Origin of the sequence: Wielerella bovis, from assembly GCF_022354465.1 — a bacterium.
Lineage (GTDB): Bacteria > Pseudomonadota > Gammaproteobacteria > Burkholderiales > Neisseriaceae > Wielerella > Wielerella bovis.
The window spans coordinates 1,556,137-1,580,294 of sequence record NZ_CP092361.1 but is presented as its reverse complement, the minus strand read 5'-3'; the positions used below and the strand labels follow the sequence as shown (position 1 = coordinate 1,580,294).

At 39.8% G+C, this 24,158-nt stretch carries 19 protein-coding genes and 2 tRNA genes; 11 read left to right on the top strand and 10 right to left on the bottom strand.

The window, feature by feature from the left end; genetic code table 11:
• Positions 1-290: 290 nt before the first annotated feature.
• Positions 291-2,300: a prolyl oligopeptidase family serine peptidase gene (locus MIS45_RS07745; RefSeq protein WP_249450107.1), complete on the bottom strand. Its 2,010-nt coding sequence runs from the start codon at positions 2,298-2,300 to the stop codon at positions 291-293.
• A gap of 114 nt (positions 2,301-2,414) precedes the next feature.
• Here MIS45_RS07745 and MIS45_RS07740 point away from each other — a divergent pair, with 114 nt between their 5' ends.
• Complete coding sequence (locus MIS45_RS07740; protein WP_249450106.1) at positions 2,415-2,702, top strand: DUF3817 domain-containing protein; 288 nt, start codon at positions 2,415-2,417, stop codon at positions 2,700-2,702.
• Between the two features lie 121 nt (positions 2,703-2,823).
• Here MIS45_RS07740 and MIS45_RS07735 read toward each other — a convergent pair whose 3' ends face one another.
• The 3 genes from MIS45_RS07735 to gloA form a co-directional block, all read right to left on the bottom strand.
• Positions 2,824-3,057, bottom strand: coding sequence for a hypothetical protein (locus tag MIS45_RS07735; RefSeq protein WP_249450105.1), 234 nt, complete (start codon positions 3,055-3,057; stop codon positions 2,824-2,826).
• Positions 3,050-3,577, bottom strand: coding sequence for a hypothetical protein (locus MIS45_RS07730; RefSeq protein ID WP_249450104.1), 528 nt, complete (start codon positions 3,575-3,577; stop codon positions 3,050-3,052). Before MIS45_RS07730 ends, MIS45_RS07735 begins: the two co-directional genes overlap by 8 nt.
• 268 nt (positions 3,578-3,845) lie before the next feature.
• Positions 3,846-4,247, bottom strand: a complete 402-nt coding sequence (gene gloA / locus MIS45_RS07725) for a lactoylglutathione lyase (protein ID WP_249450103.1) — start codon at positions 4,245-4,247, stop codon at positions 3,846-3,848.
• 268 nt (positions 4,248-4,515) lie between these two features.
• Here gloA and MIS45_RS07720 point away from each other — a divergent pair, with 268 nt between their 5' ends.
• The gene (locus MIS45_RS07720) at positions 4,516-5,475 is read left to right on the top strand and encodes a beta-ketoacyl-ACP synthase III (RefSeq protein WP_249451358.1); all 960 of its coding nucleotides are present in this window, start codon (positions 4,516-4,518) and stop codon (positions 5,473-5,475) included.
• 197 nt (positions 5,476-5,672) lie between these two features.
• On the opposite strand, the gene brnQ is transcribed toward MIS45_RS07720, so the two are convergent.
• Positions 5,673-7,007 (bottom strand): branched-chain amino acid transport system II carrier protein, encoded by a 1,335-nt coding sequence (gene brnQ, locus MIS45_RS07715; protein WP_249450102.1) that lies wholly within the window; start codon positions 7,005-7,007, stop codon positions 5,673-5,675.
• A gap of 295 nt (positions 7,008-7,302) precedes the next feature.
• Between brnQ and hscB the strand changes: the two genes are divergently transcribed.
• From hscB to MIS45_RS07695, 4 genes are all read left to right on the top strand, one after another.
• Positions 7,303-7,806: a Fe-S protein assembly co-chaperone HscB gene (gene hscB, locus MIS45_RS07710; RefSeq protein ID WP_249450101.1), complete on the top strand. Its 504-nt coding sequence runs from the start codon at positions 7,303-7,305 to the stop codon at positions 7,804-7,806.
• Positions 7,807-7,940: 134 nt separating this feature from the next.
• Entirely contained in the window at positions 7,941-8,708 is a 768-nt protein-coding gene (gene tpiA, locus MIS45_RS07705; protein WP_249443822.1) for a triose-phosphate isomerase, read from the top strand.
• Between the two features lie 7 nt (positions 8,709-8,715).
• Complete coding sequence (gene secG, locus MIS45_RS07700) at positions 8,716-9,063, top strand: preprotein translocase subunit SecG (protein ID WP_249442057.1); 348 nt, start codon at positions 8,716-8,718, stop codon at positions 9,061-9,063.
• A gap of 6 nt (positions 9,064-9,069) precedes the next feature.
• A tRNA-Leu gene (locus MIS45_RS07695) sits at positions 9,070-9,155 on the top strand.
• Positions 9,156-9,277: 122 nt separating this feature from the next.
• Here MIS45_RS07695 and MIS45_RS07690 read toward each other — a convergent pair.
• Positions 9,278-9,787, bottom strand: a complete 510-nt coding sequence (locus MIS45_RS07690; RefSeq protein WP_249447679.1) for an IS630 family transposase — start codon at positions 9,785-9,787, stop codon at positions 9,278-9,280.
• Between the two features lie 25 nt (positions 9,788-9,812).
• Positions 9,813-10,115 carry an IS630 transposase-related protein gene (locus MIS45_RS07685; protein ID WP_249441922.1) on the bottom strand — a complete coding sequence of 101 codons (303 nt, stop codon included), beginning with the start codon at positions 10,113-10,115 and terminating at the stop codon, positions 9,813-9,815.
• A 278-nt stretch (positions 10,116-10,393) separates the two neighbouring features.
• On the opposite strand from MIS45_RS07685, the gene MIS45_RS07680 reads away from it, so the two are divergent.
• From MIS45_RS07680 to MIS45_RS07670, 3 genes are all read left to right on the top strand, one after another.
• Positions 10,394-10,696 carry an integration host factor subunit alpha gene (locus MIS45_RS07680; protein WP_249448196.1) on the top strand — a complete coding sequence of 101 codons (303 nt, stop codon included), beginning with the start codon at positions 10,394-10,396 and terminating at the stop codon, positions 10,694-10,696.
• 332 nt (positions 10,697-11,028) lie between these two features.
• A tRNA-Pro gene (locus MIS45_RS07675) sits at positions 11,029-11,105 on the top strand.
• Between the two features lie 278 nt (positions 11,106-11,383).
• Positions 11,384-11,659, top strand: a complete 276-nt coding sequence (locus MIS45_RS07670; protein WP_249450100.1) for a hypothetical protein — start codon at positions 11,384-11,386, stop codon at positions 11,657-11,659.
• A gap of 56 nt (positions 11,660-11,715) precedes the next feature.
• On the opposite strand, the gene MIS45_RS07665 is transcribed toward MIS45_RS07670, so the two are convergent.
• Entirely contained in the window at positions 11,716-12,168 is a 453-nt protein-coding gene (locus MIS45_RS07665; RefSeq protein WP_249450099.1) for a hypothetical protein, read from the bottom strand.
• 16 nt (positions 12,169-12,184) lie between these two features.
• Positions 12,185-12,379 (bottom strand): hypothetical protein, encoded by a 195-nt coding sequence (locus tag MIS45_RS07660; RefSeq protein ID WP_249450098.1) that lies wholly within the window; start codon positions 12,377-12,379, stop codon positions 12,185-12,187.
• Between the two features lie 378 nt (positions 12,380-12,757).
• Between MIS45_RS07660 and MIS45_RS07655 the strand changes: the two genes are divergently transcribed.
• Both MIS45_RS07655 and MIS45_RS07650 read left to right on the top strand, forming a co-directional pair.
• Positions 12,758-14,737 (top strand): site-specific DNA-methyltransferase, encoded by a 1,980-nt coding sequence (locus MIS45_RS07655; RefSeq protein WP_249450097.1) that lies wholly within the window; start codon positions 12,758-12,760, stop codon positions 14,735-14,737.
• Positions 14,738-17,707, top strand: coding sequence for a type III restriction-modification system endonuclease (locus MIS45_RS07650; protein ID WP_249450096.1), 2,970 nt, complete (start codon positions 14,738-14,740; stop codon positions 17,705-17,707).
• A 408-nt stretch (positions 17,708-18,115) separates the two neighbouring features.
• Here MIS45_RS07650 and MIS45_RS07645 read toward each other — a convergent pair whose 3' ends face one another.
• Positions 18,116-23,986, bottom strand: coding sequence for an Ig-like domain-containing protein (locus MIS45_RS07645; protein ID WP_249450095.1), 5,871 nt, complete (start codon positions 23,984-23,986; stop codon positions 18,116-18,118).
• Positions 23,987-24,158: the final 172 nt, after the last annotated feature.

Genomic DNA, 24,158 nt, shown 5'->3' with positions numbered 1-24,158 from the left:
ACAAGGCGGCAGCGACCGCAGTGTACACATAGTACATAAGGAAGCTGGCAACGCTGTACTGGTTTAAATTGAATTCACTATAAAACAGCGTAATTGAATACGATTGATAATAATGTATTGATGCAGCCTGAAAATAAAACTTTATTTTCAGGCTGCATTAATATAGTTGTTTCAAATACAAATATAGTAAATTCAATTTAAACCAGTACAGCGTTGCCAGCTCCTTTGTGTAATGGATGTATATGGTGGGTGTTGCTGTCTTGTCCGTGTTAATTTTAAACGACTATATTTTACAAAACAATCGTCTCACGCAAAAACGCCAACACACACGCCAATTCTGCGGCGGTATCCGCTTGTGTGCCGTTGCCCGTGTGTCCGCCTGTTGGTGGTGCGTAGAGCCACGATTGCTGATGGGCAACATCACGCAATTTCGCATAAAATTTCAGCGCGTGGGCTGGGTGGACGCGGTCGTCCGACAGACTGGTCGTGATGAGTGCGGGCGGATATTTCAGGCTGCCTGAAATTTGATGATAGGGCGAGAATTGCGCCAAATAATCCGCCATTTGTGGGTCGTTGGGGTCGCCATATTCGTCTATCCAGCTCGCACCTGCATACAATTCGGTGTAGCTCAACATATCCGTGAGCGGCACTTCGCAAATCAGCGCGCCCATGCTTTCAGGCTGCCTGCAAAACGCGGACGCGACCACCAAACCGCCATTGCTGCCGCCTTGAATGGCGATTTTTTTTGCCGATGTGAAACCGAGTTCACATAAATCATTCAAAACGCTCAACAAATCATCAACCGTTTTGTGTTTGTTTTCACGAATGGCTGCGGTGTGCCAATGCGCGAACTCGCCGCCACCGCGCACATTCGCCAACACAAACGCACCGCCCTGTTCCAGCCAATGCCGCCCAATCGCGCCCATATAATGCGGCAATTCCGCCACATTGAAACCGCCATACACATAAACCAGAGTGGGCGTGTCGGGCGATTGCGTTTTGCCAACGTGGTAATAGGGAATGCGCGTGCCGTCATGCGAAGTGGCAAAATATTGATTAACCGAAATGTTTTCCGAATTGAATTGCTTGGGCTGTTTCCGCAATACCGTCAATTCCATCACATTCAAATCCAACGAAAACAAAGTCAGGGGCGTAACAAAATCGCTAGCGGTTAAATGCACCGTGTCGCCACCCCAAGGCTGGTCGGCAATTTCAATCGCGCCTTTCGGGAAATCGGGCAAGGCGACTTCCTGCCAAGTGCCGTCTTGCCATTTCCACGCTTTCAGGCTGCCTGAAACATTGTCCAGCAATGTGATGATGATGAATTTCCGTGTCGTTTCAACGCTTTCCAATGCTTGCGTGGCGGTGGGCGTGAACAAACATTGCGCTTCGCCCAATTCGCCCTTGTTCAATTTCACGGCAATCAGGCTGCCTGAACAATATTTTTGCTTGCTGCGTTGCCAATCCGATTTCAATCTTAACAATAATTGCCCTGCCAAATAGCCGACAATCTCACAATCATCGGGCAAAGCCAATTTCACGGCTTGCAAATTCGCATTCACATAGAAATAATCTTTGGTGTAAAACGTGTTTGCCGCTTCAATCAAATCAATCGGCGCGCCCTGCCCGTCCAAATAACGCCAAGCGTGGATTAACACGCCGTCCGCATCCATTTCGTGAACAGGCGTGGCATCTTCAAACGACTGCCCACGCTGCATCAACCACGCTTGGCGCGGATAGCCTGAAGTGGTCAGTTGCCGCTCGTCCCAAGCTGGGCAGACCCAAACGCTGTTTTCATCGCGCCAAGCAATGTGGTTTTTGCCAAGCGGAAAGTGGAAACCATTTGGCACAATTTCCCGATTTTTCAAATTAAATTCAATCGTGTATGCGCTGTCTGAACCTGCGGATGACAAAGTCAGCAAAGCCATTTCAGGCTGCTCCACATAGTGCGACACGCCGTCTAAATAGACATCATCGCCCAAAATCGTGTCAAAATCCGCCACCGCAAACAAAATCTCCCATTCAGGCAGCCCCGCGCGATAGCTCGCCGCGCTGCACACGCGATACACGCCCTTGGGCTGCTCCGCCGATTGGTGGAAGTGGTACATTTTCGCGCGGTGTTCTTGGCAAAATGGGATTTGTTTGTCGTCTTGCAGTTTCTCGGTAATATCTTGTTTTGTTTTATGAAAATATTCGGATTGGCAAAATTGTGCTAGCGTTTTCGCGTGGGCATTTTGATGAAAAGATTGGGTTTGAGCGGCATTCAAATCTGCCAAATAATCAAATTTATCTGTGGACATGGTTTCAGGCTGCCTGAAAAAATCAAAATCGCATTATAGCAAATTCATTTCAGGCTGCCTGAAAGACAAATTGTCGCTATAATGCTGATTTTTTTCATTTTGTAAGACAATAATATGAGCACCAAAGTATTGCGCACGGTGGGTTTTCTGGAAGGGGTGTCGTCTATTGCATTGTTTTTTGTGGCAATGCCGATGAAATACATGTTTGATAATCCCAGTCTGATTTTCCCAGCAGGCATGACACATGGCATCTTGTTTTTGATTTTTTTACTGACATTGTTGATTACCAGCCACAAAAAAGCTTGGTCAATGATTTGGTTTTTATTGGGTTTGGTTGCGGCGATTATTCCGTGCGGTACATTTGTGTTTGACCACAAAATCAAGAAAATGGACGAAGAATAAAAAGTTTTCAGGCAGCCGAAATGGTTTTTCAGGCTGCCTGAAATCAAATATTTCACAATAAAACATCATTTTATGCGTATCTGATTAAACTGCGTGGGCAACGAGTTGCCCACCCTACCATTTAACAATTCGCGTTAATTGCACAGGCTACGCTTGCTATATTATTTTCATTATTTGGTGAAATCTTGGCATTGATTTTTGATAATTTGGTTAAAGGGTATTTTTCCAATAGAAATCGGGTTTTAATGAAATTAAACTCCCGATGATTCCCTGTTCCATCAAAAAAAATACCAAATTTCAATTCTTTTTTACAAACAAACACATCCAAAGCTGTTTTTTTATCCTGTTTATTCATTATTTTTTCCTTTTTGAAATTGCGCTTTTCGGGTTCGGTAATCGTCCCGATAAGGATTTTCTGCATCTAATCCATAAAAACCCTTAATGGAACCATCTGGCATAAAGTGAAGTGATAAATAACCATCTGCATCATCAGGATAAGGTAGTACACCTACTTTGGTTAGCGTTATTTGAGGATACGTTTCATTGTTGTACCATTGCACCAACAGCGCAAAATTAGGATCATATTGTCTGGGAACGGCAAAATTCAAATTAGATGCATATGCATAAGGTGAAATACCAGCTGACCACCCCCCTCCTCCCCCTAATAAGGGAATGCTTTTACTCATATCACTGGGTGGCGGACCTTTGGGTACGGGGGAATAACTAAAATTAATAATTTTATCCGTATGGTTATAAGCATAAACATTTACATTGATAATCTTCTTTTCCCCTATATTTCCCAATGCACCCAGCACAGAACATCCACCCAATAACAATGCACTGATGCCAACCAATGCCGCTAAAAATTTTTTCATGTTGATTTCCTTTGTGTTTGTTTAAAATGTGTTTTCAGGCTGCCTGAAACTTGCATCAAGACATCATGCCTTGAGTTTGCGTAGGTCGGGCATTTATGCCCGACACAAGATACCGTGATAATGTCGGGCATGAATGCCCGACCTACAGCTGCATCAAAAAAATCATTTGAATGATTGGGTTATAGATAAAAAGATATTTATGCTTATAGGCAGCCTGAAAAACCATCACACACGATTTTCAGGCTGCCTATCTGATTAAGCGATAAAATTAGTAAGAATCATCGCCCGATTGTTTCTGAATAAATTCAATTTTGTAACCATCGGGGTCTTCCACAAACGCAATCACGGTTGTACCGTGTTTCATTGGGCCTGCTTCGCGGGTTACTTTGCCACCTTTGGCACGAACCGCATCGCACGCCGCATAAGCATCGTCCACTTCAATCGCAATATGTCCATAACCTGTACCCAAATCATAAGTTGGCGTGTCCCAGTTATGGGTTAATTCAATGACAGCGGTTTCGCTTTCTTCGCCATATCCAACAAACGCCAAAGTAAAACGACCATCAGGATAATCTTTTTGGCGCAACACGCGCATACCCAAAACTTCGGTGTAAAACGCCAATGATTTTTCTAAATTGCCGACACGCAGCATGGTGTGTAATAAACGCATTTTGTATTCCTTAATAGTATTTAATTGTTTTCAGGCTGCCTTGATGTATCGTCGCAGAATTGAAAAAGTACTACGGCGTTGGTTCGCCTTGCCGTACTGCTTGTACTGTCTGCAGCTAACCGCCTTGTATTACATTTTCACTTCTACGACTATATTTGCACCCTTTATGCAGCCTGAAAAATTGAAAGTGATATAATTTTAGCACACAGCGTAGCGAAAACCGCATACAATAGCTACGTTTTATTGACAAAATTTGTATATAAATATGATGAGAAATGCCCAAATTCTTGGCACAGGCAGTTATTTGCCAGCCACTCGCGTTACCAATGATGATTTAGCACAACGCATGGATACTTCGGATGAATGGATTACCACACGCACAGGTATTAAAGCGCGGCATATCGCTGCGGAACAGGAGAAAACCAGTGATTTGGCAACCGAAGCGGCACGCCGTGCGCTTGCTGCAGCGCGTGTTTTGCCCGAAGAAATTGATTTGATTGTTTTAGCAACTACTACGCCTGATATGCAATTTCCTGCGACTGCAACGATTGTGCAGCATAAATTGGGGATTTCAGGCTGCCCTGCATTTGATGTACAAGCGGTATGCGCGGGTTTTATGTATGCGTTAAATACGGCAAATGCTTATATTCAAAGTGGTATGGCGCAAAAAGTGTTGGTTATTGGCGCGGATATTTTCAGTCGTATTGTGGATTGGGAAGACCGTGCAACCTGTGTTTTATTTGGCGATGGCGCAGGTGCAGTTGTACTGGGTGCAAGTGAGCAAGGTGGTATCATTGCCAGTCAATTACACGCAGATGGTTCATATTTGCATTTATTGCATTTGCCAGTACAAATGTCAGAAGGGCAAATTTGTGGTTCGCCATTTGTGAAAATGGATGGGCAGGGTGTATTTAAATTTGCAGTGAAGCAACTTTCAGCGGTTGCTGATGAAGTGTTGAATCAAGCAGGTTTGTCGCACGCGGATATTGATTGGCTCATACCACATCAAGCTAATCGTCGCATTATTGAATCTACTGCTAAACATTTGGGTTTGAGCATGGATAAAGTGATTTTAACGGTAGATGAACATGCGAATACATCAGCGGCATCTATTCCGTTGGCATTGGATGCAGGTATTCGTGATGGACGTATTGTTCGTGGGCAAAAATTGCTGTTGGAAGGCATCGGTGGCGGTTTTGCGTGGGGTGCATTGTTGATTGAATATTGATGAAAAATAGCGCGTTGTGATTGAGATTCACAACGCGCTATTTTTATAGTTTCAACTAGGGAGTACCCCTAGTTTTATAGTGAATTCAATTTAAACCAGTACAGCGTTGCCAGCTCCCTTATGTACTATGTGTACACGGCGGTCGCTGTCGCCTTGTCCTGATTTAAATTGAATCCACTATAATTACCCTATGTTGATTATTTTGCAATGGTTTTACTCAATACTACACCAATCACAAAACCCACGATGGCTGGCAAAATCCAACCCAAGCCTGCATCATACAAATACAAATTTTCGTTTAAGAACGTATTGATGTCTTTGGTTACACCACTATCCGTACCGAAAAACGTTTTCCAGCCATCAAAAATAGCAAATACCGCAGTCGCCGCGATGGTGCAAACATAAACAATGCGCTTGCCAGCGAATAATGGGTGCAAGAAAGCCAACGCAATAATGGCAATCGTCAATGGATACAATAGCATCAATGCAGGAATAGACAATTTGATGATTTCACTTAAACCCACATTGGCAAAGCCAAATGAAACCAAAGTAAAGATAACAACCCATTTGCCATATGACAGTTGTGGTATCAAGCGGTTGAAATATTCACCACAAGCAGTAATCAAACCCACTGCGGTAGATAAACATGCCAAGAATACAATTACTGCTAATAATGTTTGTCCAACTGTTCCAAAATAATGTGTAGCACTTTTGGACAATACAGCCGCTCCTGATTCTTGCATACCCAAGCCAGCCACACTGGTTGCACCCATGTAAGCAATGAAAATATATACCACCGCTAAACAACTAGCAGCTATCAATCCAGCCCATGTTGTTAAAGACAAAATTTGTTTTTTGTCGGTAACGCCCATATTGCGAATGGCATCAATCACGATAATGGCAAAAACCAAAGAAGCCAGCGCATCCATTGTGCCATACCCTTCAATAATACCTTTGGTAAATGCCTTGTTGGTGTAGTCGTCTATTGGTAATTCAGGCGCACCCATAGGTTTAACTGCCGCGGTAATAACCAAAATTGCAATCGTCAATAATAAAACGGGCGTTAGAATTTTACCCACGCGGTTTACCAATTCATTGGGCGAAATAGACAACCAAAATGCAATTGCAAAAAACACGAATGAGAAAATACCCAAATATAAGCTTTTTGCATCCTTATCAATTTCGCCTAAAAATGGCATAACACCAATTTCAAACGAAACGGTTGCCGTACGAGGACTAGCAAATAATGGACCAATCGCCAAATACAGCATGACTGCAAATAAAACCCCATACCAAGGCGCAACACGAGAAGCCATTTCCTGAATATCACGCGAGCCAGAAAAACCCACCGCAATGACACCTAATAAAGGTAAACCTGCACCCGTAATCAAAAAACCTAACATAGCAGTTAATACATGATTACCAGCTTGTTGTCCCATCATTGCAGGGAAAATCAAATTACCCGCACCAAAAAACAGTGCGAACAGCATTAAACCTGTGGCAACAAATGCCGACCTATTTTTCTGTGGCATAACAAACCTCACAATAATTAATAAAAACAAACAAAACCGCCCAAAAAAACAGCGGTTTCTTTACAGTTGCAATATAGCAGAGTATTTTCAGAATAAAAAGACTCATTAAGGATAAAACCATATAAAAACGTCATAAAATTTATTTTTATAAAAAATAGTGATATTTTTTATGCAAATTCGCAATATTTTTAGCTAGATATATGGTGTATCAAAGAAAAGGCAGTCTGAAAAATAATTTTCAGGCTGCCTTTTGTTATAATTTCAACTCATTCAATATGCTTATAAAACCAACATCATGACACAATATTTTCAACTTTTCAGGCTGCCTGAACAATTTTCTATTGATAATCAAATATTAGAACAAACATATCGTATGCTTGCCATGCAATTTCACCCTGATAAATTTGCCGCAGCATCAGCATTTGAACAAAAGCAAGCCATGATGATGTCTGCAACCATTAATCAAGCATATCAAGTCTTGAAAAATCCGTTGGAGCGTGCAGTTTATTTATTGCAAGCACAAAACATTAATCCAGATGACCCGAATAATACACATATTGCGCCTGAATTTTTAATGCAACAAATGCAATGGCGTGAAATGCTCATGGAAGCACGCATGGAAAATGACGCCGATACCATACAACAACTGCATACAGAAATTACTGCAAAACGTGAAGATTTATTAGGCTGCCTGAAAACTTATTTTGATGAGAAGCGCTATATAGAAGCAGCGGAAACGGTACGGCAAGGACGCTTTCTCGATAAAATGTTGCACGAAATAGAGACTGCATTGGGTTGAAATGATGAACACAGTTTTGAACTCAAAATGTATTTTCAGGCAGCCTTTGATTACAGATGACTACATAAATCTTCAAATTGCGGTACAATAACCATTCATCTGAATCTCAAATTAGGGGATATATCATGGAAAAAATGGAACAGGATATTTGGCAACAAAAATGGGTGGTAGGTAACTGGAAAATGAATGGACAACTGCATGAGAACAACATGCTTGTTCACAAATTACGCGGTTTGCCTGCAATGGAAAATGTCTGTATTGGCATCACGCCACCTACTGTTTATTTGTTGCAAGTACACAACGCTGTGCAAATTGTGTTAGACAATAAACTCCATGTGTGCGCCCAAGATGTGAGTCGCTTTACCGATAAAGGCGCGTACACAGGCGAAGTTTCAGCAGAAATGATGCGCGATGTAGGTGTAGATATTGTGCTGATTGGGCATTCAGAACGCAGTTTATATTTCAATGAAAAGAACGATATCCAACGTTTGAAAATTGAAAATGTATTAAATGTCGGCTTAATTCCCTTGCTGTGTGTAGGCGAGAGTTTGAAAGAACGTGAAGATGGTCGCGAAAAAGAGGCAGTTGCTTACCAACTATCTGTATTTAAAGGATTAAAAACGCAAAACTTTGCTGTGGCTTATGAGCCTGTATGGGCAATCGGCACAGGAAAAGTGGCAACCAAAGAGCAAATTGCCGATATGCATCAATTTATTTATAACGAAATCTTGTCTTTATGTGGCAATGATGCTAATATCCGCGTTCTTTACGGTGGCAGCGTGAATGAAAAAAATGCCGCCGACATTTTTAGCGTACCACACGTTGATGGTGCATTAGTTGGTGGCGCATCACTCAAATATGATTCGTTTACTGCCATCATCAACGCAGCACAAGAAGCCTAATCAAAACATGGAAGCCTTTAAAACCCTTATTTGGATTGTCAATATTTTCTCATCACTTGCCATTATTGTGCTTGTACTAATGCAGCACGGTAAAGGGGCAGATGCAGGTGCAAGTTTTGGTGGTTCAGGTAGTGCGCAAGGGGTATTTGGTTCTGCTGGTAATGCAAACTTTTTAAGTCGCATGACCGCGATTAGTGCAATGATTTTCTTTGCTTCTTGCTTAGCATTGGGTTATGTAAACAGTAATAGTGGTAAAAAAAGTGGTTTGGATTTTAGTACAGTTAAACAAACTACAACCACGCCATCTTCTACAACTGAAACACCTATACCACAAGCAGCAAGTGGCGCGAAATAACTTTTTGCCGACATGGTGAAATTGGTAGACACGCCATCTTGAGGGGGTGGTGAGCCTAGCTCGTGCGAGTTCAAGTCTCGCTGTCGGCACCAAATTATAAAAACCACCTGAAATTCAGGTGGTTTTTTCTGTGCATATTATTCGTGCAATAATATAGTGGATTCAATTTAAATCAGTACAGCGTTGCCAGCCCCCTTATGTATAGATAAAGAAATTAAAATTCGGTACACAACCAAGTAAAATAAAAAAACAAAGAGTGAATGCAATCCAATAACCAATCTTGACGTAAATGTTTAATCCAAGCCCAAGTGTGCTCAATTAAATTCAAATCAGGACAGTATGGCGGTAACCATAAAATCACATGCCCTGATAAAACAATAAGCTCTTGAATGTCCTGACGTTTGTGAAAAGTCGCATTATCCATTACCAAAACACTGTTGGGCGGTAATTGTGGCAGTAAAACGTTTTGAACCCATGAATAAAACACATCTGAATTGATGCTGAATTCATACAAACCCACTGCAATCAATTGATTTTGGTATAGTGCGCCAATGGCATTGGTTGTGTTTTTGATTTGCCAGTTGTGATTGCCATGACAAACTTGTCCTCTTGGCGCATAGGCATAAGGACGATAAGTTTGGTTTTTAAAACCACTTTCATCAATATAAACAATAGGACGTTTCTCTTGCTCATACTGTTGTTTTAATGAGAGAAATTGTTCAATTGTTTCGGGTTGAGCTTTGGGGTGTTTAAGAATCTTTTTTTTGAGTGATTTTTAGCCGTTTAAGTGCCACACCAATGGCTCTTTGTGAACAGTTAAAGCGAACAGCGCGTTCTCTTTGAAAATCATCAGGAAATTGTTCTACGTCTTTTCGCAATAATTCATCATTGATTTTATTGGTTCTTTTGGGGTAGGGTTTACGTTCAATGCATTTTTTCCATAGTTGAATGGTACTGCGACTGATGCCATATTCCGCTGCCAATTCACGGTAGCTGTAACCCGAATTTAATTTTTCTAAAATCATTTGGCGATAATCTTGTGAATAAGCCATAACTGTTCTCTTGTGTGTACCGTTTATTTAATTCTACACCTATACTATGTGTACACGGTAGTCGCTATCTCCTTGTCCTGATTTAAATTGAATCCATTATACTTAGAACTTACATTTAGGCAGCCTGAAACAGTTTTCTTATTTTCAGGCTGCATGGAATATTGTCCTAAATCATTTTTTTTGTATTTTTTTAGATTATTTCCAACTATTCACTTGAATAGTAACGAAAAATTAAGGATAATTCGCGTTTAATTTTTTTATGACGAGGGTAACAAAACATGACTCTTACTAAAGCTGAACTGGCTGATATTTTAGTAGAAAAAGTAAGCCACATTAGCAAAAACGATGCTAAAGAAATTGTTGAATTGTTTTTTGAAGAAATTCGTACAACTTTAGAAAGTGGTGAGGAAATCAAAATTTCTGGTTTTGGCAATTTCCAATTACGTGATAAACCACAACGTCCTGGACGCAATCCTAAAACGGGAGAAGAAGTGCCTATTACTGCGCGTCGTGTTGTAACTTTCCACGCTAGCCAAAAATTAAAAGGTATGGTGGAGCATTATTATGATAAACAACGTTAATTTAGTTCCTTTTTCTGCTAAATAAATGTTATTTTGATATTTGAAAGGCTTGCACTAATTAGTGAGTATTAAGGTTAAAGAATGGCAAGAGTGGCAGCATCAAGAAGGTTAAATAAGGATGAGCGGACTTTAAATTCGGTTAGATGTGATTAAACTTCGTTCACTACGTCACAGTATTTATGACTATTTTTCTCTTGATATGTTGGATAAGTATGCTAATCTTGCGATTATTTCGTCTGAAATGCGTATTGAATTGGAGAACTTATTAGCAAAAATTGAAAAGTCTCTTGCTAGATAATTAAAAAAATTCTATAATCTAAACTTTCATTTATCGGAGTGTGGCGCAGCCTGGTAGCGCACTTGCATGGGGTGCAAGGGGTCGAAGGTTCGAATCCTTTCACTCCGACCAAATAAATTTAGGGGCTTAACTTTTTATAGGTTAAGTCCTTTTCTTTTTTGCACTAAAATTGTATAAAATTTTGTATAGTGGATTCAATTTAAATCAGGACAAGGCGACAGCAACCGCCGTGTACACCGAGTACATAAGGGAGCTGGCAACGCTGTACTGGTTTAAATTGAATTCACTATATCAATGATTTCAAGCGCATTGCTTTTCGGGTTGAGGATATTGAAAGTTGGCTGGCAACACGCGAATTTGTCAATTAACCAATCAAAACGGAGTCAATCATGAATAAATCAACAACAGATGCCCTTACTGCCCACGCAGCTTGCATACGCAATCAAACAGATTTAGCAACCGAACAAACATGTGGTTGCTTTTATTGCCAACGCATTTATTCATCAACTGAATTGAAAGATGATGATTTTATGCAAGAATCAGACGGAAGTTATACAGCATGTTGCCCATATTGCGGTATTGATAGCGTAATTGGGGAAATGCAAGGGTATGAAATTACACCAGCTTTGTTAGCAGAAATGCGAAAAGTATGGTTTGATTCATAAGCTAAAAGGGATTGCATTACGCAGTCCCTTTTTTATTTTCAGGCAGCCTGAAAAGGCTAAATATCGTATTCAATCATCAATTTAGGCTGAAACGCGCGACTCATATCCAACCGTGCAATCAAAGGACAACAAAATAAATGTTCCCCGATAAACCAACCTGCAATTTCGGGTTGATGACGGCTGTGATATTGCGCTAAATCGTCCCATTTAAAACTCCACGCACCTTTTTCACGTTGCTTTAAAAGCATCACACCCTTATCCGTTTCATGGCGTTCAAAACCATTGGCAAGCATCAATTCCAGCAATTTATCCGCATGATAAATTTCATCAGGAGCTTTTTTCCATGTGATAATTTGTTCAGGCAATATTTTCAGGCTGCCTGCAAGATACAACAACATTTCAGCACAATTTAATTTCGCTAAAACCTCACGGTTATTCACGGTTACGGTACGATATTCAGACGGCAATTCAGGCGATAAGCGTACAGTAAGCAATAATTGTGTGAACATGGTTTGTCCTTTCAACTTAACGAAATTGAGAAACAGGTATGATTTGAAAACGAATCAAATTATCAGGATAACAATCCACATAACCACACAAATAAATCCGCAATTGCTGTGCAGTTAAACTGCTTAACAGCGTAACAGGTAAACTTAATTGTGCAACATGTGGGCGATTGTCATACAAACGGTAATACACGATAACGGTATTTTGCATCATGGAAACTCCTAACATGATTTGCAAAAGCCACAACAATTTGCCGAACGAAACAACGGCAATCAAGCAGCGTTTACAATCGGTTTAAAGTAATGAAAAAGGGAAAATACAGAATTTAGATTTCCGAAATGGAAAAGATAAAGCCAAGAATAGGCTGAAAGATTAGGATTTCATTATAAATTTAAATAAGATATCAATCAAGGTGCTATTTTGCCAGATTACTTTTATAATTCATAATTTTTTATTTAGGACGTAATTATGGCAACGCACGCACGCACGCACGCACGCACGCACGCACGCACGCACGCACGCACGCACGCACGCACGCACGCAATTATACTTTAAAATCATTTAATTATCAATTTAAACAAGGGGTAAGCCATGAATAATCTTACCCATGAAATCTTGTTTTCATCAAACACGCAGCCTGAAAATGAACGGCTTGCGCTCTTAAAACAACATTTCCCCAACTGTTTTGACAAACACGGCGCTTTTTTGCCTGAAAAAATGGCAGATATGTTACGTTCAGACGGCATTCCGATACAGAAGGAAGGCTATCACTATCTCAATTGGCTCGGCAAATCTTATGCGCGTGTTTTGAAAGACACGCCCCCTGAAACTTTACTGGCAGAAGATACGGAACACAATAGGCAGCCTGAAAACGCCAACAGCGAAAATTTATTGATTAAAGGCGACAATTTGGAAGTGCTGAAACACCTGAAACATGCCTACAAAAATCAAATTAAGATGATTTACATTGACCCGCCTTATAACACAGGTTCAGATGGTTTTGTTTATCAAGACGACCGCAAATTCACGCCTGAACAATTGGCAGAACTGGGGAGCATGAGTTTGGAAGAGGCGCAACGTGTGCTGGAATTTACCGCGAAAAAATCCAATTCGCACAGCGCGTGGCTGACGTTTATGTATCCGCGTCTGTATGTAGCGCGTGAATTATTGCGCGAAGATGGCGTGATTTTTATCAGCATTGACGACAATGAACAGGCGCAATTAAAGATTTTGTGTGATGAAGTGTTTGGGGAAGAGAATTTTGTTGCGGAATGTATCCATAAAAATAATTCGAGTAAAAATCAAGCAAAATTTATTGGTGTAAGTACAGAGTATTTATTTGTTTATGCTAAAAGTCTTGAAAGACTATCTGTTATGCATTCAAATTGGCGTGTCAAAAAAGAAGGAACAAAGGATATTGCAAAAAAATTCAAACAATTAAAGTTAATGGGGTTGAATATTGATGAAATTGATATGGAAATTAAAGAAATGTATAAACGACCTAAATATGCACATTTAAGTCGTTGGAATAAAGTAGATGAAAATGGCGTTTTTAAAGATGCTGATTTATCAAGACAAGGTGGCAGAAAAGATTACACAATTATCAATCCGTATACTGGTAAGCCCTGTGTTATTCCTGAACGTGGTTGGGATAAATCTTATGAAGATTTACTTGCATTACAACAAGCTGGTTTAATTTGGTATGGTGATGAGAATACGCCACCAAGCATTAAATCTTATATTACAGAAGAGGATGATTCTGTACCTGATAATTTTTGGTATTTTGATAGTTCTCCTGATACAAAATTGATTAAACAAATATTCGGTCAATTAATTTTTGAGAATCCAAAACCTATCAATATGATTAAACGTATTATTGAATTAGGTAGTTACAAAGATAGTTTAATCCTAGACTTCTTCGCAGGTAGTGGCACAACTGCTCATGCCGTGATGCAATTAAATGCAGAAGACAAAGACAACGGCAACCGCCGTTTTATTTGCGTGCAGTTACCTGAAAAAACAGATGAAAAATCCGAAGCCTATAAAGCAGGTTATGAAACCATTTTTGACATCACCAAAGCCCGTATTCAAAAGGCAAGTCAAAAAATTAAAAATGAAAACCCCGACTATTCAGGCGATTTGGGCTTTAAAGTTTTCCAAACCGAGCCAAACTTTCAGACGGCATCAGATACCGACTTTGACCCCATTCAGCCTGATTTACCGCATATCACAGATACGGCTTTAAGCGATGAGCAATTGCACATGCTTTTAACCACTTGGCGTGTGTATGACGGTTGCAGGCTGCCTGAAAAAGTCCAAACTGTTGATTTAGCTGGTTACACGGCTTATTACTGCCGTCATCATTTGTATTTGCTGGCAAGCGGTTTCCATTCCGAATGCGTCAAAGCCTTGATTGAAAAACTGGACAACGACAAGGATTTTGTCCCTGAACGCATTGTTTTATTCAGCGCAAATATGGAAAGTGCCATGCAAAAAGAATTGGCGCAAGCGGTTGGAACTTATGCCAATAAAAAAGGTTTGAACAATTTGAGCGTGTTGGCGAGGGTTTAAATGGCTGGTTTTACTTACGAAAAAAATTTACCACATCAAGAGCGGGCGATTGAATCGGTTTTGAGTGTGTTTAACCATATACATCCACCCAAGCAAAATAGCCGTGATGAAAATCCTGAAATCATGTTTTCAGGCAGCCTGAAAATGGATAATTTGCAGAAAATCCAAAAAGCCAACAGCGTGGAAGACATACCGCTTTCAGGCAGCAATGTACTGGATATTGCGATGGAAACAGGCACAGGCAAAACCTACACTTACACCAAAACCATGTTTGAGCTAAATCGTGTGTTGGGTGTGTTTAAGTTTATTGTGGTTGTGCCAACGCTTTCCATTAAGGCAGGGACGAAAAATTTTCTGCAAAGCACTTCGCTTGCCGAGCATTTCCGTCAGGATTTTGCAGGTCTGTATGGCGAGAAAGAAATTCAACTGTATGTGGTTGAAAGCCAAAAAAATAAAACAAATAAATCATCTATGCCGTCTGAAATTGTGCGTTTTGTGGAAACGGAGGATACGCAGAAAATCCATGTTTTGCTGATTAATATGGGTATGGTCAATTCGCCTACTATGGCGGGTAAAGACAAAAATAATGACGGTAGCCATTTGATTAAAGACCAATACCATGTACCGTTTGAAGCATTAGCGGCGGTAAAGCCGTTTTTGATTATGGACGAGCCGCATAAATTTGATATTGATGGTATTACATGGCAAAACTTGCAATTATTTAAGGCGCAATTTATTTTGCGTTATGGTGCAACATTTCCAAGTATTCAGGTCAATAAAAAAGATGAGCATGGCAAAAACATCAAAAATGAACAAGGCAAAATTATCAAATTAAGTGTACAAAAATTTGAAAATCTGCTTTACCGTTTAACCGCGATTGATGCGTTTAATGATGATTTGGTCAAAGGCATTCGTGCGTTTACCGAACAGATTGATGGCGATAATGGCGAGCGGATTAAGCTGATTGATTTAGACGGTAAAGAAGCAACTTTTGTTTTAAATAAACAAGAATTTAAGTTGAGTAAAGGTGAGTTGTTAAGCCGTATTCATCACGCAATTGATGATTTATTTGTTGCAGAAATGAACAAAACCACGTTGGTTTTAAGCAATGGTTTGGAAATGAAAAAGGGCGAAAGTTTAAATCCCTATTCTTACAGCGACAGTGTGCGCGACAAAATGATGCGCCAAGCCGTCAGACAGCATTTTGAGTTAGAAAAACAATTACTCACGCGCAATGGTGGGCGGATTAAACCGCTGACTTTGTTTTTTATTGACGATATTCAAGGTTATCGTGATGAGCAAAATCGGCTTTCAGGCAGCCTGAAAACGGTTTTTGAGCAAATGGTTCAGGCAGAATTGATATGCCGTCTGAAAAATGAAAGCGATGAATTTTTACGCCAATATTGGCAAACTGCTTTAAACGACATTAGCCAAACACATGGCGGTTATTTTTCACGAGACAACAGCGACAAAGACGAAAAAATCGAGCAGGAAATCCATGAGATTTTGCACGATAAAGCAGCTTTGTTGTCGTTGGACAATCCGCGCCGTTTTATTTTTTCAAAGTGGACATTGCGCGAGGGGTGGGATAATCCGAATGTGTTTCAGATTTGCAAATTACGTTCCAGCGGTAGTGAAACCAGTAAATTGCAAGAAGTGGGACGAGGCTTGCGTTTGCCTGTGAACGAATACATGGCGCGTGTGAAAGACCATGCGTTTTTCCTGAACTATTTTGTGGACAGCAGCGAAACGGATTTTGTCAAAACATTGACCGATGAAGTGAATAATGCGGTTATTAAGCCGATTGTTTTCACAGAATTAAATGATGAATTGATTGAAAAAATTCAGGCTGCCTATCCAAATGAAACCAAGAAAAACATACGCAATACATTGGCAGATTTGACCGATGACGATGATGTGTTTTTGGAAAACGGTTTTGCTGAAGCCCAAAAATTATTCCCCAAAGCCTTTGAAGTTTCAGGCAGCCTGAAAAAAGACAAAATTATCCGTTCGGGCGATAGGGCAGAAAAAGTCAAAATGCGCGTGGGTAAATACGATGAACTTAAAGCCTTGTGGGAAGCGATTAACCAAAAAGCCTTGTTGCAATACAAAATCAAAGATGAAGCGGCATTTTTGGCATTGTTCACGCAATATTTGCGCGACAACGCTCACAAGTTCACAAAAACGGGCATACGCACCGTGCAACAAGAAATCCAAATCAGCAACGGATTATTAACAGCCGTCAACAGCGAGAGTGTGTATGATGAAGTATTTGAACCGATTAACACACTAAATTACCGTGAATTTTTGCTGAAACTATCACAAACGGCTTTGATTCAAATGCAAACCTTACATCAAGCATTTTTTGCCGTGCGCGATGTGTTGGCTATTTCACAATATTTGAATGAACAGACGATTAAAGCGATTCAGGCAGGATTTGACCGTTGGTTGTTGCTTCATTCGTTTAGTGCATTTGAAGTGGGTTACAGTCGTGTGGGTGGTAGCATACACCCGACAAAATTCACGGATAATCAAGGCAATGCTTTGGTGGAAGTGAATGCGGCTGATTTGGGTACGCAGTTTGACGAAGTGAATCCATTAGAAGAATTTCTGTTTGAAAGTGTGTTTTATGACAGCGAATTGGAGCGTGAAAACATCACGGATAATCAGGTTCAAGAAGTGATTGTGTTTACGAAAATTCCAAAAAACTCCATCAAAATTCCTGTGGCTGGCGGTGGCACTTATTCTCCTGATTTTGCTTATATTGTGAAAACAGCTTTAGGTGAAACCTTGAATTTGATTTTGGAAAGCAAAAATGTTTCAGGCAGCGATGATTTGCGCCAAGAAGAACAGCAAAAAATCAAACATGCGGAACGTTTATTTGCTGAAATCAATCGTGATGTCAATGTGAAATTTCAAACGCAATTTGAAGGTGAGCAGATTGTGCAATTCTTGCGTGCAATGATGTGATGGTAAAGAGAAAACAGCCAGGTTGTTATGCAAGCAAACTGGCTGTATTTAATATTATAGTGAATTCAATTTAAACCAGTACAGCGTTGCCAGCTCCCTTATATACTATAGTCGTTTCAAATTAAAATAGGACAAGGCGACAACGACCGCCGTGTACGAGTAGTACATAAGGGCGTTGGCAATGCTGTACTATTTGTATTTGAAACGACTATACTAGCTGTACACTGCGGTCGCTGTCGCCTTGTCCTGATTTAAATTGAATCCACTATAAAAAACAGCAAATACAGTAATGTTATCGTATTTGCTGTTTTGTTTTCTGAAAAGCATTTTGACTGAATGTTATAAATCAGTAATGAGGTGATTATATATAGTTTTCAGGCTGCCTTTCATTTAATTTGTACAACATTATTATATTAAGATGAAACTATTTTGGTCTAATGCTGCTTTGTTGGTCAATGTTGCAAATTGCTGCGCATCTAAACCACCTGCACCATCAGCATCATATGACAATGCACCTGTAGACTGTTCGTATTTAATGTAGGTTGACCACGCATCAAGTGTGTTTCCTAATGCGCTAAATACAGATTTAGATAGGGCAATTTTGTCGCCTTTGGTGAAATCTGTAATTGTGTCAATGCTACCATTCAATACGCTGCTGAATACAAAAGTATCATTACCAGCACCACCTGTGAGTGTATCTGCTCCTGTACCACCAATTAAGGTATCGTCGCCAGCACCACCATCTAAAGTGTTGCCATGATTATTAGCAGTCAGGGTATTGGCTAAATTATTACCAATCGCAGTCATCGCATTGCCAATCAGGGTTAGGTTTTCCAAATTAGCACCTAATGTATAGCTATTCAGGCTGCTGTATACTGTATCTATACCTTCATCAGCATACTCTGTAATAGTATCTCCAATATCATCAATTACATAGGTATCATTTCCTTTGCCACCAAATAACTTGTCTTTACCTGTACCGCCATCTAAATAGTCATTACCATCTCCACCGTAGATAGTATCATCACCAGCGTTACCATAAATAACATTATCTGCTGCATTACCAGTTAAGATATCGTTATATGCAGAACCTTTTAGGTTTTCAATTTGGGTACCAAAACCAATGAAGGCTTGTCCTTCTGTGAAGTTATACACTTCGGCTTTTTTGCCTGAATTGAAAGGATGGATACTGTATTGACCTGTGTATTCTTCAATAGATGTACTTAACATTCCATCAATCGCAAATTTTCTGCTTTGTGTTCCTCTGTAAATCCATGAACCTGGGGTTAAGTTTACATTTACAGCTTGTTTTTCGGCAGAGGCGTCAAAAGTATCAATACCACCACCATCCCAAATATAAATACCACCATCAGATTCTTTGGCATTAAAGTTTTGGAATGTGTAGGTATCATTCCCTGTGCGTGCATTAGGGTTGACACCATAGCGATAATGCAAATAAGCCAAATCGTAAATACGCAAATCGTATTTACCCATGATATCGGTGCTATCGTATGACATGAGTGTGAGACTTTCCATATCTTCGATATCATCTAAATTTCTAGCAGTTGGTTTGCTGTTTTCATAAAACGAGTGTTTTAAGCCCAACGAGTGCATGGTTTCATGAACTGTTGTTAGGTAGAACTGGTCTTTTGCCCATTGGCTTAGGTCATCATAGTTGTTACCAAAAGTTTGTCTATCTAAAACAACTTCGCCACCAAAATATGCATAACCCAGTACATCTGATTGACCCACTGCTCGTTGGGTATTAATCATATAGTAGTGAATATCTGCATCTCGATAGTTATTAACTAATTCGAACGTAATATCAGTATATTTAGCGATTGACTGTAATGCTTCGGTAATCAAATCTTTTTTGGTTTGATCATATTCCATAGGATTGCTATCGACAATTTGGCGTACTGTTCTATCTGTTAAATAACTATCGCTATTACGCATTGCTACATAATCTGCCATAGTAGCAAAATAGTATTTAATAACCTTACTATTTGCGCCGTAACCAGTATGTGTTAAGTGTCCACTTGGTCTGATATTAACTGTTTCATTATATCCTTCGCCAGCAAGGGCAGCGATGAAGTAAGGCAAATCGCTATAATTCATTTTGCTGTGTACATTGCCTTGGGCAAATGTACCATCACTTAATGACGAAGATGCAGCATAATGGGTACTATCACTTACAGAAATACTGTTTCCAACAGTATCACGAGTTTCTAATGTTGCCACAATATCTGTCTGTTTGGATAAGACAGAAGTAGGGACATCTACTGTGAATTTGTTACCTGAAACTACTTTTCCTGTGTAAGTTGCACCATCAATCACAACTTTAACGACATCGTTGGCTTTAGCTGTACCTGATACTGTTCCTGAAATGGTGGTTGTATTAGATACATCTTTGACGGTATAACCACCATTGCTATTTTTTGACAAAATGGCATTGTCATCAAACACGATATTGTTGCTACCTAATGCAGGTGCATCAGCTACTTTTACATCATCAGCAATATATTGTTGTAAAACATTTTCCCACATGCCATATTTGTTGGTTACACGAACGCCTGTAGCATCTTTGTAATCAATCAAAGTATCAGCTGTTTCAAAACTATACGATAAAGTTTTACCTTTCAGGCTGCTTAATTTATTTGTGGGAATATTAATGTGGAATGTTTGATTTTCCTCATTAATACCAGCAACATAGCTTTCTTCACCAATTTTTACTGTAACGTTGTAAATTTTGGTAGCATTTTTACCTTTACCCCAAATGCCAGTTAAATTAGTCAATTGACCGCTCAAACGAACAGTGCCTTCCGCATCACCAATATTGCCATTATTTGTGCCAACATTGGTAATGTTGATTTTTGCTGAAGCATAATCGCCCACGTTATATGTTTTACTGGTTGATGCGCCATCCCAAGATGCACTGATTTGACGGTTCTTGCTAGTTGTCAAATCACTTGCATTTACATTCAAACTAAATTTCAGGCTGCTATCTACATTAACGGTATGTGTTTTACCTGCAATTACTAAGCTAACTTTTTGACCTGCTGCCGCATTACTGCCTTCAATACTGCCTGAAACTTTGATATTGCCTTTTGCTTCTACAGCATTGATGTAACCATCGTTTGCAATATTGTCTAATGTAATGCTAGAAGTTGTGGTTGTGCTGCTGGTTTTGAGCGTGTACGCTTGGTCATCACTCACAGTAATGCTGTTACCAGCTGCATCAGTTGCGACAACAGTAGCAGTTACTTTGCTCGCCGTTGCTAATTGCATACCTGCAACTTTTACTGTGAAGACACCTTGTGCATTAACAGTTGTGTCATAAGTTTTATTGCCAACAGTAATCTTAACTTTGTCGCCATTTTGGAATTCGCCTGTTACTTTGCCAGATACATCAATATCTTTGCTGATTTCAGAACTATCCAATTGGTTATCACTGGTAATGGCATTTAATTTAACAGTAGCAGAAATTTGCGTATCAACCGTATATTTCGCTGTATTAGAGGCACTTTCTGTATTGCCAGCAGCGTCTTTCACATTAATGGTTGCAGAAATATTTTGCTCGCCTTGTTTGCTTGTCAAGGTTGTTACAGGCACACTTAAAGTCCATTTCGTACCATTAACTTGTGCTGTATGTTCTTTACCATTAATTGTGATCTTTACTTCAGGATTAGATACATCTGCATCATGTTTCAGGCTGCCTGAAAGCGTAATATTACCTTTAACGGTTGAATTAATTGTTTTACCACCGTTAATTGCATCAATAGTAATACTTGGTTTATTGATGATTGCATCATAAACATAAGTTTGCTCGGCTTTACCAGTGGCTTCATTACCTGCTGCATCAATAGACTTGGCTGTAACCACCACTTTGTTACCATTTGCTAATTCACTGGCTTTCAAAGTTAAAGAGTAGTTATTGCCATTTACTGTTGCAGTATGATTTTTACCCGCAACATTAATCGTAACTGTTACTTTATCACCTACTGCAATACCTTTCAGGCTGCCTGAAAGGGTAACATTTCCTGTAGATTCAGCTTTATTAATCACATTATCGCCTGTGATTTTGCCCAAAGTTGGTGTAATCGTAGGCGCAGTAACATCTACTGAATAGTCTTTACTATTATTCGCCGCATTAGTTGTACCTGTTTCAGGCAGCGTTACTTTAATTGTTGTGCCTTTGGCAACATCGTTACCTTCAAAATTCACAACAAATGTGCCATCATTTTTCAGAGTGGTTGCAATGCTTACCCATCCAGGATTAGAACACGCAGGACAACCACATGATACAACAACTTCTTGTCCTGCTACGCCATTACGCACAGTACCTGTTACAGCAATCTCTCCTTGCGATTCTGCTTTGTTCACTACGTTATCAGACGTTACATTATCAATTTCTACTGATACGTTCGTTTTTACAGGCGCAGCTTCCACCTGATAATTGCGAGAGCCATTACCAGCAGCCGTATTACCAGCCGCATCTTTAGTATTCACACTTACAGATACAGACTGATGAACAGCCAATGTTTTACCATCTACCGCAACAGAGAATTTGCCATTTTGCACTTCGCCAGTGTAGCTAGCATTGCCCACTTTTAAAGTGACTTTATCACCATTATTAGCATTACGCACTGTACCAGTAATATTAATAGTGGTTTGTTTTGCTTCGGTTAAGCTCACAAAGTCATCGCCTGTGATTTTATCGATTGTAATCACAGGTTTATCAATTTGCGTATCCACAGTATAAGCATGATTTGCCGTTGCGCTAGCGGTTTGTTTAGCGCTATCGCTGACGTTAATGGTGGCGGTTACATTATTTGCCCCTTGTTTGCCAGCCAATAAGCTACCAGCGACTTTCGCAGTCCAAGTATTACCATTTACCGTAGCAGCAATTGTTTTTCCAGCCACATTTACATTAACTTTTACAGCATTAGCAGATACATCACCTGTATATTTCAGGCTGCCTGAAAGCGTAATATCGCCTTTAGCTTCAGTTTGATTGATGATGTCATCGCCTGCGATTTTATTGATAGTAATTTGAGCAGTAGGCGCAGTAGGTTTAGCAGGGGTTACAGGTTGAGTAGGTTGTGTTGGTTGCGCTACTTCCACCTGATAATTGCGAGAGCCATTACCAGCAGCCGTATTACCAGCCGCATCTTTAGTATTCACACTTACAGATACAGACTGATGCACAGCCAATGTTTTACCATCTACCGCAACAGAGAATTTGCCATTTTGCACTTCGCCAGTGTAGCTAGCATTGCCCACTTTTAAAGTGACTTTATCACCATTATTAGCATTACGCACTGTACCAGTAATATTAATAGTGGTTTGTTTTGCTTCAGTTAAGCTCACAAAGTCATCGCCTGTGATTTTATCGATTGTAATCACAGGTTTATCAATTTGCGTATCCACAGTATAAGCATGATTTGCCGTTGCGCTAGCGGTTTGTTTAGCGCTATCGCTGACGTTAATGGTGGCGGTTACATTATTTGCTCCTTGTTTGCCAGCCAATAAGCTACCAGCGACTTTTGCAGTCCAAGTATTACCATTTACCGTAGCAGCAATGGTTTTTCCAGCCACATTTACATTAACTTTTACAGCATTAGCAGATACATCACCTGTATATTTCAGGCTGCCTGAAAGCGTAATATCGCCTTTAGCTTCAGTTTGATTAATGATGTCATCGCCTGCGATTTTGTTGATAGTAATTTGGGCAGTAGGTGCAGCAGGTTTAGCAGGGGTTACAGGTTTCGGTTGTGTAGTAGAAGTAGTGGGTTGTGCAGGAGGAGTTTCTGGTTGTGTTGGAGCAGTTTCATTCTTACCATTATTTTTACCAGCAATTGCAGCAGTACCGCCTAATAATGCAACACCTGCCGCAATGGCAGCCATTTTTCCACCACTTGCCGCCACCGCTGTTTTGGATATTACAGGGACAGTCTGTACAGGTGCTGAAAACATAGTATCGGAACCCAAAATAGCAAAAGTATTGCCATCTTGTAGTAAGGTCATTGCATCGGTAACGTATTCGCTTGATGTATAATTTTCTAGAATTAACAATGGTTTATTGGAATTTTCGTCTAATAAAACCCATAAATCATTGCCAACCATTTTGGTTTCAGGCTGCATTAATAAAGTGCCGTTTTGGTTGAATAATTTATATTGTGTATGTGCTGACGCGGGTGCGCGCACGGTTTCGCCAGATTGCAAAGCAACCTTGTGTACAGTACCTTGATGTACAATATTTAATTGATAAGATGCCATGAACTGATTACTCCAGAATGATGGTTTGTTTAACAAAATTAAAATGGAATAATTTTAACATAAAATTTGATTGGAAAAAATGATACTTTTATAAAACCAATAAAATATTAAAGTTTTGTTCTAAAGCGATAAATAAACCAAAAAAGGCAGCCTGAAAACATATAAAAATGTT